This is a genomic window from Aliiroseovarius crassostreae (assembly GCF_001307765.1).
Lineage (GTDB): Bacteria > Pseudomonadota > Alphaproteobacteria > Rhodobacterales > Rhodobacteraceae > Aliiroseovarius > Aliiroseovarius crassostreae.
Window position 1 is genome coordinate 1 of the sequence record NZ_LKBA01000009.1, and the last position, 12,830, is coordinate 12,830.

Annotated in this window: 11 protein-coding genes and 3 pseudogenes; 10 read left to right on the forward strand and 4 right to left on the reverse strand. The window is 59.4% G+C overall.

All coding sequences use genetic code 11. From position 1 onward, the window contains the following. The 4 genes and pseudogenes from AKJ29_RS18810 to AKJ29_RS11345 form a co-directional block, all read left to right on the forward strand. On the forward strand, positions 1-629 hold a 629-nt coding region (locus AKJ29_RS18810; RefSeq protein WP_200909155.1), incomplete at its 5' end, for a YadA-like family protein. A gap of 25 nt (positions 630-654) precedes the next feature. After that, the gene (locus tag AKJ29_RS18815; protein WP_074963717.1) at positions 655-1,146 is read left to right on the forward strand and encodes an invasion associated locus B family protein; all 492 of its coding nucleotides are present in this window, start codon (positions 655-657) and stop codon (positions 1,144-1,146) included. A 48-nt stretch (positions 1,147-1,194) separates the two neighbouring features. Beyond that, positions 1,195-1,308, forward strand: a pseudogene (locus tag AKJ29_RS20675) (IS6 family transposase); the annotation flags it as partial. Between the two features lie 268 nt (positions 1,309-1,576). Then, positions 1,577-2,003 (forward strand): annotated as a pseudogene (locus tag AKJ29_RS11345) (IS6 family transposase); the annotation flags it as partial. A 146-nt stretch (positions 2,004-2,149) separates the two neighbouring features. On the opposite strand, the pseudogene AKJ29_RS11350 reads toward AKJ29_RS11345, so the two are convergent. Together AKJ29_RS11350 and AKJ29_RS11355 are read right to left on the reverse strand one after the other, a co-directional pair. Then, positions 2,150-2,595: pseudogene (locus AKJ29_RS11350) on the reverse strand (L,D-transpeptidase family protein); the annotation flags it as partial. After that, positions 2,592-4,958: a heavy metal translocating P-type ATPase gene (locus AKJ29_RS11355; protein WP_235477479.1), complete on the reverse strand. Its 2,367-nt coding sequence runs from the start codon at positions 4,956-4,958 to the stop codon at positions 2,592-2,594. The pseudogene AKJ29_RS11350 and the gene AKJ29_RS11355, both read right to left, overlap by 4 nt. A gap of 169 nt (positions 4,959-5,127) precedes the next feature. Between AKJ29_RS11355 and AKJ29_RS18825 the strand changes: the two genes are divergently transcribed. Next, positions 5,128-5,397 carry a hypothetical protein gene (locus AKJ29_RS18825; protein WP_074963719.1) on the forward strand — a complete coding sequence of 90 codons (270 nt, stop codon included), beginning with the start codon at positions 5,128-5,130 and terminating at the stop codon, positions 5,395-5,397. A 39-nt stretch (positions 5,398-5,436) separates the two neighbouring features. On the opposite strand, the gene AKJ29_RS11360 is transcribed toward AKJ29_RS18825, so the two are convergent. Next, positions 5,437-6,102 carry a L,D-transpeptidase gene (locus AKJ29_RS11360; RefSeq protein ID WP_055190970.1) on the reverse strand — a complete coding sequence of 222 codons (666 nt, stop codon included), beginning with the start codon at positions 6,100-6,102 and terminating at the stop codon, positions 5,437-5,439. A 255-nt stretch (positions 6,103-6,357) separates the two neighbouring features. After that, on the reverse strand, positions 6,358-7,128 hold the full coding sequence (locus tag AKJ29_RS11365) for a FadR/GntR family transcriptional regulator (RefSeq protein WP_314732201.1): 771 nt from the start codon (positions 7,126-7,128) through the stop codon (positions 6,358-6,360). A 221-nt stretch (positions 7,129-7,349) separates the two neighbouring features. Here AKJ29_RS11365 and AKJ29_RS11370 point away from each other — a divergent pair, with 221 nt between their 5' ends. From AKJ29_RS11370 to AKJ29_RS11390, 5 genes are all read left to right on the forward strand, one after another. Next, positions 7,350-8,597 carry a branched-chain amino acid ABC transporter substrate-binding protein gene (locus tag AKJ29_RS11370; RefSeq protein ID WP_055190973.1) on the forward strand — a complete coding sequence of 416 codons (1,248 nt, stop codon included), beginning with the start codon at positions 7,350-7,352 and terminating at the stop codon, positions 8,595-8,597. A gap of 97 nt (positions 8,598-8,694) precedes the next feature. Then, positions 8,695-8,967: an ABC transporter permease subunit gene (locus AKJ29_RS11375; protein WP_200909157.1), complete on the forward strand. Its 273-nt coding sequence runs from the start codon at positions 8,695-8,697 to the stop codon at positions 8,965-8,967. Between the two features lie 46 nt (positions 8,968-9,013). Further along, positions 9,014-9,754 carry an SDR family NAD(P)-dependent oxidoreductase gene (locus tag AKJ29_RS11380; RefSeq protein ID WP_082392582.1) on the forward strand — a complete coding sequence of 247 codons (741 nt, stop codon included), beginning with the start codon at positions 9,014-9,016 and terminating at the stop codon, positions 9,752-9,754. 79 nt (positions 9,755-9,833) lie between these two features. Beyond that, entirely contained in the window at positions 9,834-10,610 is a 777-nt protein-coding gene (locus AKJ29_RS11385; RefSeq protein ID WP_055190977.1) for an SDR family NAD(P)-dependent oxidoreductase, read from the forward strand. 12 nt (positions 10,611-10,622) lie between these two features. Then, positions 10,623-12,815 carry an alpha-ketoacid dehydrogenase subunit alpha/beta gene (locus AKJ29_RS11390; RefSeq protein ID WP_055190979.1) on the forward strand — a complete coding sequence of 731 codons (2,193 nt, stop codon included), beginning with the start codon at positions 10,623-10,625 and terminating at the stop codon, positions 12,813-12,815. Positions 12,816-12,830: the final 15 nt, after the last annotated feature.

Here is a 12,830-nt window from a genome sequence, read left to right on the forward strand (position 1 = left end):
CCGACATCGCGACCAACACGACCGACATCGCGACCAACACGACCAACATCGCGACCAACACGACCAACATCGCGACCAACACGGCCGACATCGCGACCAACACGGCCGACATCGCGACCAACACGACCAACATCGCGACCAACACGACCAACATCGCGACCAACACGGCAAACATCGGGACCAACACGACCAACATCGGGACCAACACGGCCAACATCTTGACCAACACGGGTAACATCGCGACCAACACGGCAAACATCTCGACCAACACGGCAAACATCGGGACCAACACGGCCAACATCTTGACCAACACGGGTAACATCGCGACCAACACGGCAAACATCGCGACCAACACGGGTAACATCGCGACCAACACGGCAAACATCGCGACTAACCGTGGAATAGCCGCAGATGGTATCGCTATTGCTCTTGCTTCTAAGACTCCCACCATCATGCCTGGACAGAACTATGCAGTTACGGCGGCACTAGGTAACTTTGATTCGTCTACCGCATTCGCTTTAGGTGGTGCTATGAGAATTGGCGATCAAATACAGGCATTCGGCACAATCGGCACTGCATTTGGCTCAGGGGAAATAGGGACCAGCATGGGCGTTCAGTGGAATTGGTAAAGACGGTAACGTATAAATAAAAGTGATGACCTTGATCCGCTTCGTGACATATATTTGCACCCAAACGATTTTTGTTTGGGTGCTTACCGCGGGCCTTTCTTTGGCTCAAGAAAAGGCACCTGCAGAAGCGGGTTGGGGCGTCACTTGTTTAACAGACAGAGTTTGCGAGCTAAAAACCGAGATTGTAAGCGGCGCAACAGTTGCAGCTAGAGTTAGCATCATTCATGTTCGCGGAGAATTCTGGCTTCAATACACCATACCACTTGGAGTGGATCTCAGGCGTGGTATACAATTATCCATAGATGATGGCGAAAGTTTTGAAACGACGATAACCAGCTGCACGGCTTACGGCTGTACTGGGCGTTTAGATTTAACTCCTGAAATCATCGAAAGTATGCAGCAGGGTAATATCTTAAGAATATTTTTCGTGCGCCCATCTGTTCAAAGGGTTTTCCTAATACCCTTTTCACTGGTGGGATTCACCGCTGGTTTTGTAGGCCTCACTGAACAGCTGTAACGGCATCGCCAAGTTGTTTGTCCTATCTGGTTGCCGTAGGTGGTTTTCATGAAAATTCCGCCTGATATGCCGCGCCTGAAAGGTTTTCGTTTTCCCCGTGAGATCATCGCCTACGCGGTCTGGGCGTATCACCGCTTCGCCTTGACGGCGGATGTTGAGGATTTTCCGACCGCGCCGCTGTCAACTCAACGCAGCTTCATACCGCCACGCCCGCACCGATGCTTTCAACCTCTGGGCTGACTACACCGCCGAAATGGCGGCATGAGACATGCCTTTGCCTGTCCTTCGCAATCTGCCCTAAACAACTTGGCAATACCGTTTCGACTTATTATTGAGACACAATAATGAGGTGAAACGCTCGAAACCTACTGATGTTGCGGGCGTTTCGAAATCAACTTGTGTCTCAAGTTAATCTCGAAACGCTTTAGGGGCGGAGCGCGGCGTGATCGTCAGCCGTGAGACCATCCGCCTATGGGCAACCGGTTTGGGGCGTATTTTGCCGATTGTATCCGTCGCGGACAACCGTGCCCTAACGACAAATGGCACATGGACGAGGTTTTGATCCCGATCAATGGCGGGAAGCACTGGCGGTGGCGTGCGGTCAACGCCAATGGCGACACACTCGACATTCTGGTTCAGACACGCCGCAACACGAAGGCCACCAGGCGCTTTCTGCGCAGGCGATTGCTCAATTCGGCCAACCAAGGGCTGTCACCACCGACAAATTGCGCGGCTCCATCGAACCGATCACCCGCCAGGCACCTGGTGCCGATCACTGGGCCCACAAGGGGCTCAACAACAGGATCAAGGGCAGCCATAGGCCGACGTGGCGGCGAGATAACCGCCTGAGGGGCTTCGGGCAGGCTGCATTCGGCCAGATGAAAACAGCTTGTCAATGCCCTACCAATAGCTGCAAGCAAGCTATTGAGAAGGAGCGCATTCTTGCCTGCACGAATGAAGAAAACCCTTATCGCCCTATTCTGCACTCAGCCGGAAAGACCCCTGTGACGGCGATGCAGCCTGCCGTCCAGTCGCGGACATTCATTGGGTCGGTCCCCTTGCGCGGTCCGCCGTGGATGAAAATGTTGCCACCGGGCGACTTTCCTTGAGCCTGCGCAAAAGCGATGTCTGCCGCGTTGGGATATGAGATGCCACTTGACAGGTGAAAGAGGCTGTCCGGGTTGCGCCGATCAATCACGTAGGAACCCTCCGGCGTACAGCCGTCCCCCTCGAACTGCTTGTGGCCTTCAGGGGCAAAGCCTAATTCGATGGGATAGGTCCACAAGACGTCATCCGCCCCGTCCAGAACCAGAAAGCGCTGTGCCTTATAGATGCGTAGCCGGGTCACTTCGGGTCCGTTGTACGACCGGAACTTGCTGGCCAGCCTTTTGGGTGGGCGGCCAATCCGCCTACCCAAAAGGCGCGTCGTGGAAATCTAGTGTTTGTCACTGCTCGCCCACTGATTTGCCGCCCGACAGCCCGTCCTTGATCCGGTGACCGTTTAAAAGCCGCAGCGCATTGGCGACCACCAACAGGGATACACCCACATCCGCAGCAATGGCGCCCCACATTGAGGCCATGCCGAACGCGGTCAGCCCGACGAACAGCGCCTTTGTTGTCAGCGAGATGGCGATGTTCTGGTGAATGATCGACATGGCGCGGCGGGAATGGCCAATGAGCCACGGCACGCGACCGATATCATCAGTCATCAGCGCGATGTCGGCCGTCTCGATGGCGGCATCCGACCCGACGGCCCCCATGGCGATACCGTAATGTGCCCGCGCCATGGCAGGGGCATCGTTCACGCCGTCACCGATCATGGCCACCATGTCATGTGTCGCGACCAGCTCTTCGATGGCAGCGACCTTGTCTTCGGGCAGCAGTTCGGCGCGCACCTCGTCGATGCCGACCTCGGCCGCCACCGCACGGGCGGTGCGTTCATTGTCGCCGGTCAGCATGACGATTGTCTTTACACCCTTGGCATGCAGCTCCGCCACGATGCCCTTTGCATCGGGACGGATGCGGTCGCGCAGCTCCAGAATGCCGGTCACGCCTGTTTCATCCCCGACGGCAACGAGCGTGCTGCCGGCCCCTTCGATCCGGTCACGCAGATCAGCCGGGATGGCACTGCCAAACCCTCTTTCTTCGGCGAACCGGTCCGAACCAAGCCAGATGGAGCGCCCGTCGGCGCGCCCTTCCAATCCCCGCCCCGGCACCGTGCGTGTGTCTTCGGCGGCAGACTGGTCAATCCCGTCAGCTTCGGCACGCGCCAGGATGGCACGGGCCAGCGGATGCGAGGACCGCGCCTCCAGTGCCGCCGCACGCCTCAACAGGTCTTGTGCCGACGCACCACCCAGCGGGTAGACAGCCGCCACTTCAGGTTCACCCATGGTGATCGTTCCGGTCTTGTCCATCGCCAGCGCGGTGGTGTGCCCTGGCGCTTCGACATAGGCGCCCCCCTTGATCAGCACACCCGCGCGCGCCGAAGCGGTGAGCGCGGCAACAATCGAGACCGGTGTCGAGATGACAAGCGCACAGGGACAGGCGATGACCAGAAGCACCAGTGCATTATAGAACCAATAGTCCCAGGTCCCGCCAAGAAGGAGAGGAGGCAGCACCGCAATGGCGATCGCCAGCAGCATGACGATTGGCGTGTAGATGCGCGCGAATTTGGCAACCCACTGTTCGACCGGCGCGCGGCGCGCATGGGCGTCGCCGACCATGCGGATGATTTTCGCCAGAACCGTGTCCGATGCGGCCTTGGTCGCTCGTACCGTCAGTGTGCCTTCGCCGTTGATTGTGCCGGCATAGACGTCATCGCCCGGCTCCTTTGGCACAAGCGCGCTTTCGCCGGTAATGGGAGCCTGATCGACGGCTCCCGCCCCCGCCACCACTTCACCGTCGAGGGGGATGCGGTCGCCGCCGCGCACAATGAAGCGATCGTTCACGGCGACTTCTGCCGCAGGCACATCGATTTCGCTGCCATCTGATCGGATCACCCGAGCTGTTGGCGGCGCCAGATCAAGCAAGGCCGATACCGCGTTGCGGGCCCGCCCCACACTCCAGCTCTCAAGGTAAAGCGAAAGTGAGAAGAAAAACGCAACCGTCGCGGCCTCGAAGAATTCGCCCAGCCCGATGGCACCCGCCACAGCGACCACCATCAACAAGTTCATATCAGGGGAAACCCGTCGCGCAGAAGACCAAGCCTTGGGCGCAACCAGCCAGACCCCGAAGAGAATTGCCACCGCGAATAGCCCTGATTCCGCGAGAGGCATTGTCGTCTCTCCATGCCCAGCGAACAGCCCGACCGCCCCCCCCATGCCGGTTTCAACGATGTGGTAGAGAAAACCTGCCGCCCAGAAGAAGCCGCTGAGCGCGGTAAAACGCTTTTGACGTGCGAGATGCGCGGCCTGATCTTCTGCTGCGTTGTCGGCGTCCCACGGTTTTGCGCTCATGCCGGTACTCGCGACCAGCTGCAAAACCTCGTTGTCCGAAATCCTGACTGCGGTATCCAGAATCGTCATCCGCCCATTGATAACATCGAACGCCAGATGCTCAGTCCCGCCGACTTTTGGACCGACCACCCTATTCAGGATTGCCACCTCTTCGGCACAATCCAGACCGGAGACTTGAAAACTTCGCCCATTCGAGGGGATGGGTTGTGCCGGTCCCGTGTTGGCTCCAGCACCGCAGCACGCAGCACCTTTTCCATGAGAGTGGGGAGCTACGCTCGTATGTTTGTGATCATCACCATGATCGTGACTGCAATCAGAGCTGTGCTCGTGGGTGTGGCGGTGGCCATTGGAAGACATGGTATTGACCTCGGGATTCGTTCATTCCACATTGAGATAGCCCCTACAGTAACTAGAGCTTCAAGAGCTAAAACAAAAACTTGGTCAAGTAAGGACACCGGCCTGCGGAACCTTGAAACGCGTTGCCAAGTCTGAGGACGCGGCTGACCTGCCAAAGAGTGAGATAGATATGCTTCAAAAATATGCGGTGATCATGGTTGCAACATTAGCCCTGACTGGCTGTGTGGTACCTCTGAAGGAAGACAACGATCCATTCAGGGTCGGGAATATTCCAGAGTCTGTCGCAGCCCTCGCCGCACCCAACCAGGATCTCAACACGGCACAGCTACGTCCCGAAGATAATTGCTATTGGTATGCGCATAGTGGGCCGGTGGAAACGACCTTGGTCCCGTTGCGATCAGCAGGCGGCAATCCCATCTGCGTCGCGCGCCAACCCTGATTGGCGCGTCCGAGCGCCGGATTGACAGCGCAGCTTGGATCAACTCTGCGGCGTCACGCTGTCCTCGGCCGAATATAGGAACGCCGTCGAGCCAATCTCCACATTCGGATACAGATCGTTTATGTGCGCCATGACCATCCGGACGCAACCGGAACTTGCTCGGCCGCCGATGCTTCGCGGCTGTGGTGTACCGTGGATGCGCAGATAAGTGTCTCGGTCACCGACATAGAGATAAAGCGCCCGTGACCCGAGCGCGTTCTCAGGTCCGGGTTCCATACCGTCAGCGATGTCGGCGTAGAGCTCCGGGTCGCGGTTAATCATGTTCTGTGTTGGCTGCCAATGCGGCCACCTGACCTTGCGCTTGATCGTGTAGACACCCGGCTCATAAAGTTTGCCGCGAGCGATCGCGACGCCGTAGCGCATCGCAGTGCCGCCTTCCTCGATATGGTAAAGATAGCGCGCCACGGCATCCACATGAATGTCACCGGCCACAAGACCATCTTTAGCTATAACCCGCTGCGGCAAAAAGCGCGGGTGTAGGCCCCACGGGTTTGATGTGGCTGGGTTATAGCCCGGCGGTGTAACCTGTGCATCCCAAGCAGCTTTTTCCGCTTCAGTGGGCCAGGTGTCAGCAAGGAGCGGACTCGAGATAGACGCCGAGAACATTGCAGCAGTCGTCTGGATGAAGTGTCGTCTTGTCAGCATGTACCGTGCTCCGCGCAGTTTCTAATTTGGTGCTGGATCTGTCAGATCGATTTTCTTTATGCTAAAATGTCTAGCAACTAGAGGTTCAAGGGTTAAATTTTCACTTTTCATCTAATGGAGTGAAGCCCCCGGCTGCCAGCCGGTCCGCTTCAGCGTATTTTTGCTGATCTTCTTCCTCGGAATCTGAAGCCCCGAAGGGGCTTTGTCACGTCGCTATATAACAACCTGACAAAGCCGTTCGTGCGAGTTGCCTATTCAGGCTTCGATCACAGAATTCAAATAAATGCGAAGCCGCTTGGCCGCGTTTGCGAGATGGCGCTCTGCCGCATCGGCCGCCGCCGCTTCGTTCCCTGCCTCCAAAGCGTTGTATATGGCCTCATGCTCCTCTTGAACCGCCTCCATAAGGTCAGCGTGGTTGGTCTTGGTGTTGCTGCGGGCCTGACGGATGATGTTACGTGCGCTGGATTCCAGGTGCTGGCAAAGCGAGACAAAATGCTGGTTATGCGTAGCCTCAACGATCGCTTGGTGAAACTGATAATCTTCTTCATCGCCCAAACGATCGCTTGCGATGGCATATTCCATGCCAATCAGTGCCCGCTTGATCTTTTTCAGATCCTCCGGCGTGCGGCGTTTCGCGGCGATGCGGGTGGCCGCGACTTCAATGGTCACGAGCAGCTCCATCGCCTCTTCGAGCTGACCTACGTCAGAGACAGAGAAGGTCTGAAAGCGGAAAGCATTTGTTGCATCGCGCCGTGTCACATAGACGCCGCTTCCCGCGCGCGCGGCGACAAGCCCGTCGGATTTCAGCTGCGAGAGCGCTTCGCGCACCACCGCACGGCTGACCTTGTATTGCGTGCAAAGGTCACGTTCGGAGGGCAAGCGATCCCCGATCTCCAAGGCACCTGTCGAGATCTTCATGCCCAGGTCCTGTGCGATCTCGTCTGGCAGATGCCCGCTGCGCAAGGGCGCATTTTTTTGCGGCTGGTCCGCTGTGATTCGACTGGATTCTGACATTTCTGCTCCCATCTTTCGGACTATGATAGATGACTGGTCTGACAGGTTGAAGGGATTAAGCTCAAATATCTTCAATAATTGCGGGGCTGAACATCCAATCTCAACAGAAAACTCTACGCGGCAATAATTGGTCTGATCAATTATTGACTGGTAAGACCATTTTGTGTCATCACCTGAATGGCTGATGGGGGGCCCGGCTCTCCTCGCTATTCAGACATGTCAGGGAGGACATTATGGGATTTCAGGAAATCGCACGCGGAACGGCGGCCATGGTGCTCATCCTGGGGGCTGCAACAGCAGCGCAGGCAGAGCCTTTGAAACTCGCGCTGGTGGAAACACTGTCTGGGCCTCAGGCCTCGACGGGACTACTCTATCGGGACGCAGTGAAATATCAGATCGGCAAGATCAACGCAGCAGGCGGTTTCGGCGGCACGCCGATCGAGCTTCTCGAATATGACAATCAGGGTGGCCCGGTGGGGGCTGCGGACCGTGTGCGCGCGGCGATTTCCGATGGCGCAGACGTGATCCTTCAGGGGTCTTCGTCCGCCGTTGCCGGTCAGGTGACCGAAGATGTGCGCAAACATAACCTGCGCAATCCGGGCGACGAGGTTCTTTACATCAACCTCGGCAGCGAGGCGATGGAACTGACCGGTGCCAAGTGCCACTACTATCATTTCCGCACCAGCCCGAATGCCGCGATCCGCGTCAATACGCTGTTGGACGGGATGAGTGAGGCAGGCGTTCTGGGCAACAAAGTCTATGCGATGAACCAGAATTATTCCTGGGGCATCGACGTGCAGGACAACACCGCCGCTGCGGCCGACCGCCTTGGGTTCGAGATGGTCGAAAAGACGCTGCACGACGTCAACAAAATCCAGGACTTCTCGCCCTATGTACAGCGCGTTCAGGCAGCCGGGGCCGACACGGTTATCACCGGCAACTGGTCAAACGATCTGCTTCTTTTGATGAAGGCGGCGGGCAGCGCGGGTCTTGATGTGCGCTTTGGCACCGCTTTTCTTGATCAGCCCGGCAACATCGGCAACGCCGGTGCGGTGGCCGAGGGTCATTTCCTCTCTGCGTCGTTCAACCCGGAAGTGAACCCGGAAAAGACCGACGTATTCATGGAAGACTACAAATCCGTCACCGGCCACTATCCCAGCTATGTGGAACCCACCGCCGTGTTTGGCATGATGCTGCTGCAAGAGGCGCTCAAGCAGGTGGAGCCGACCGAAGACGGTCTGAACGCCTCGGATCTGGCCGCCGCACTTGAAAATGCCTCTGTGGAAACGCCGATGGGCACCCTCTCGATGCGCGGCGCGGATCACCAGGCCATTCTGCCGATGATCGTGCAAGAGGTCAGCCGCGATGCGAAGCACAAATCCGACGGCACCGAATTTGGCTTTGTTCCGGTCAAGGTGATTTCCGCCGCTGATGCGGAACAGCCGGTGCAGGACAGCTGCCAGATGAAACGCCCGGGCTAACCCCGGCCAACACCTAAGCGCACAAAATGCTTGTGGCAGTCGGGGCTTTTCAGGCCCCGACCATCGAGCCGCTATGCCGATGCTTACGGAGGTCAGTGTGGACCAGATACTCTTCGCCTTGCTCAACGGCACCATCTACGGGCTCTTGCTCTTCATGGTTTCCGCCGGTTTGACGCTCATCTTCGGGATGATGGGGGTGCTCAACTTTGCGCATGCCTCCTTCTACATGCTTGGCGCATATTTCGCCTATACGCTTGAGCCCCTGACCGGGTTCTGGCTGGCAATCATCTTGGCGCCGATCCTTGTCGCGGGCACGCCCGACGATTTGAACGCGCGGCCGGAAATCACCGACGAATGGCTGGCTGTGTAGGGGGACATGCGATGCAAGTGATCTCATTTCTGGTGGAGGTGTCGGTATGATGTTCGATTTCACCAACCGCACGCTGGTTCTGACCGGGGCCACTGGCGGCATCGGCCGCGCCGTGGCCGAGCTGTTTCACGCGGCAGGCGCAAACCTCGTGCTGGCCGATCTCGATGCTGACGCGCTGGTGCAATTTGCGGCAACGCTGACCGCACCAAAGGGCGGCTCGGTCCAGACCCTCGCGGTGGATGCTGCCAGTCCCGAAGACGCAGACCGGATCGTTGCGGCCGCGGCCCGGCTTGGTGGGATCGACTTTCTGGTGCCCTGCGCCGGTATCTACATGGCCGAGCCTTTCGCCGGGATGACCGACGATCAGTGGCGACGCACATTGTCCATCAACCTCGACGGGGTGTTCTATCTGACCCGCCGGTCGGTCGAGCACCTGAAGGCCGGATCGGCCATCGTCAACCTCAGCTCGATGGCGGCCCATCGGGGGGCCAAGACCAACGCACATTACGGCGCCTCAAAGGGCGCGATTGGCGCCATGACCCGGGCGCTTGCCAACGAACTGGCCCCGAAGACGCGGGCCAATGTGGTTGCTCCCGGCATCATCGACACGCCGATGACGCGTGATCTGATCGCGACGCGCGGCAATGACACGCTCAAACATACCCCGCTTGGGCGGACCGGGACGGCATCCGAAATCGCCACCGTGATCGCCTTTCTATGCAGTCCGGCGGCAAGCTTTGTCACTGGCGAAACCCTGCATGTCAACGGCGGGCTTTACATGAGCTGAACGGCCACGCGCCGCCACGAACACCTGCCTTTCAACCCGACGGCCCCGCAGGCCGCTCCCAAACCAGAGGAGAACAACCATGACCATCAGGTTCGATTTCACCGGACGCACCGCGCTTGTGACGGGTGCTGCGTCAGGTCTTGGCCTTGCCATGGGGCGCGCTCTTGCTGGCGCGGGCGCAAATGTCATGTTGTTCGATCTGGACGAAGACGGCGTGCGGGCGGCGGCAGAGGGTCTGAACGCCGACCATCCCGGACACGCCAGGGCGCTGGCTGGCTCGGTGACCGACACGGCGGCCATCCATGCGGCCTGTGAGGCGGCGGTGGCCTTTGGTGGCTCGCTTGATGTTGTGATGAACAATGCCGGAATTGCCGGTAATGCGCCCTCTCTCGATCTGGACGAGGCGACCTGGCGGCAGACCATCGACGTCAATCTCAGCGGGGCCTTTTTCGTCGCCCAGGCCGCAGGCCGGGTTATGGCCGCGCAGGGCGGTGGCAGCATCGTCAACACCGCCTCGATGTACGGCGTTGTCGCCGCCCCGGAACGTGCTGCCTATTGCGCCGCCAAGGCGGGGGTGGTTGCCCTGACCAAGGTTCTGGCCATTGAATGGGCCGACCGCAACATCCGCGTCAACGCAATCGCCCCCGGCTATGTGCGCACCGCGCTGACCGAAACACTTGGCCGTGAGGGGCGCATTGATCTTGACGCCCTGACCGCGCGCGTCCCCGCAGGGCGACTTGGGACGCCCGAGGAAATCGCGTCCGCCTCTCTCTTTCTCGCCTCAGAGACCTCCGCCTATGTGACCGGCCAGACACTGGTCGCCGATGGTGGCTGGTCTTCCTACAGCTATTTGTAAAGGACACCTGACATGCCAATCTATGACGATCTGACGCCGAAAACCTTCTGGCGTGACATCAAAGCCTCGGACGAGGAACGCAGCGCGCTTGAACCCACAATCGGGCGCACGATGCTAAGCCAGCTGCACCTGATCCGCGCCTTCGAGGAGAAGGTGCTGGAGCTTGCCGGACAGGGGCTTGTTCACGGGCCTGCCCACTCCGCAATTGGTCAGGAAGGGGGCGCTGTCGGCTCTGCCATGGCGATGCGCGGCTCTGATCAGGTCAACGGCTCGCACCGGGCGCACCACCAGTTTCTTGCCAAGGCGCTGGCCTATGCAGCACCCGAGGGGATCGACCCGGAGAAGAGCCTGGGCGAGACGCTGCGCCATCTGTCCAAGCGTACCCTGTCGGAAATTCTGGGCCTGTCGGAAGGTTTCTGCAAGGGGCGCGGCGGGTCGATGCACCTGCGGTGGGCCGAAAGCGGCAACCTTGGCACCAACGCCATTGTGGGCGGCGGTGTGCCCATGGCGGCGGGTGCGGCATGGGCGCATAAACAGGCGGGCACGGGCGATGTGGTCTATACCTATTTCGGCGATGGCGCGGTCAATATCGGGTCAGTTCTTGAGACGATGAATATCGCCGCCGCGTGGAAGCTGCCGATCTGTTTCTTCATTGAAAACAACCGCTACGCCGTTTCGACACATGTCGAGGAAGTGACCGCGGAAACCCGCCTGTCGGCGCGCGGTCTGGCCTTCGGCATCCCGGCGCTGCGGGTCGACGGGATGGACACGCTGTCGGTTTATCTGGCCGCTGAGGAGGCCAACAAGATCATGCGCAAGGGCGAAGGCCCGGTCGTGATCGAGGCCGATGTCTATCGCTATTTCCACCAGAACGGCGCGCTGCCCGGCTCTGCCTTTGGCTATCGCAGCAAGGAAGAGGAACTCGAATGGCGCGAACGCGATCCGCTGGACGCCATGGCGCGTGACCTGATGGAGCGTCAGATCATCGGCGCACAAGGTGTCGCGGACCTGCGCGGCCAGTGTCAGGCGATGATGGAGGAGATCGCGGGCGAGCTGATCGAAGACGTCGATGGCAAACGCCGCATCGTGCCTGCGCTCTGGCCAGAAGAGAGCTTTCGCGATTTCGGTCTGCGGGGCGATCTTTCGGAATTCAACGGCGCGCGGTTTGAAGAGATGGAAGACCACTCCGGCACGCTCAAGCAGAACGTCAAATTCATTGATGCCGTGGCCGATGTCATGATGCGCCGGATGGAGACGGACGACCGCGTCGTGGTCCTGGGCGAGGACGTTCACCGTCTGAAAGGCGGCACCAACGGCGCCACCAAGGGCCTGTCGGAAACATTCCCTGATCGCTGCCTCGGCACGCCGATTGCCGAAAACGCCTTTACCGGACTGGCGGCGGGCATGGCCGCTGACGGGCGGGTGCGTCCGGTGATCGAATTCATGTACCCGGATTTCATGTGGGTGGCGGCAGATCAGGTGTTCAACCAGATCGGCAAGGCGCGTCATATGTTTGGCGGCGACAGCCCCATGCCGCTGGTTCTGCGCACGAAGGTGGCGATGGGCACAGGCTATGGCTCGCAGCACTCGATGGACCCGGCCGGTATCTTTGCGACCGCCCCGGGCTGGCGCATCGTCGCCCCGTCGACGCCTTACGATTATGTCGGGCTGATGAACGCGGCCTTGCAGTGCGAGGACCCGGTTCTGGTGCTCGAACATGTCGATCTTTATGCCTCCAAGGGCGCGGGGCCAGCGGATGACCTTGATTACATGATCCCGCTGGGCAAGGCCAAGGTTGTGCGCGAAGGGACCCGCGTGACCGTCCTGACCTATCTGGCCATGGTCGAAAAGACCCGCGAGGTGGTCGAGCGTCTGGGCGTGGATGCCGAGATCATCGACCTGCGCAGCCTTGATCGCGCCGGGCTCGACTGGGAGACCATTGAGGCCTCGATCGAAAAGACCGGCAATGTGCTGATCGTGGAACAGGGGGCGGCGGGCACGTCCTATGGCGGCTGGCTGTCCGATGAGCTTCAACGCCGCTCATTCGATGCGCTCGATCAGCCAATCAAACGGGTGCATGGCGCGGAAGCCTCCCCCAGCATTTCCAAGGTTCTGGAAGCAGCGGCCTGTGCGCGTGCGCAAGACATCGAAGCGGGCCTGCGCGAGGTCATGGCCGACCAGGGCTTGCCCCTGGCGGCGGAATAAAGCGAGAGAAGGAGA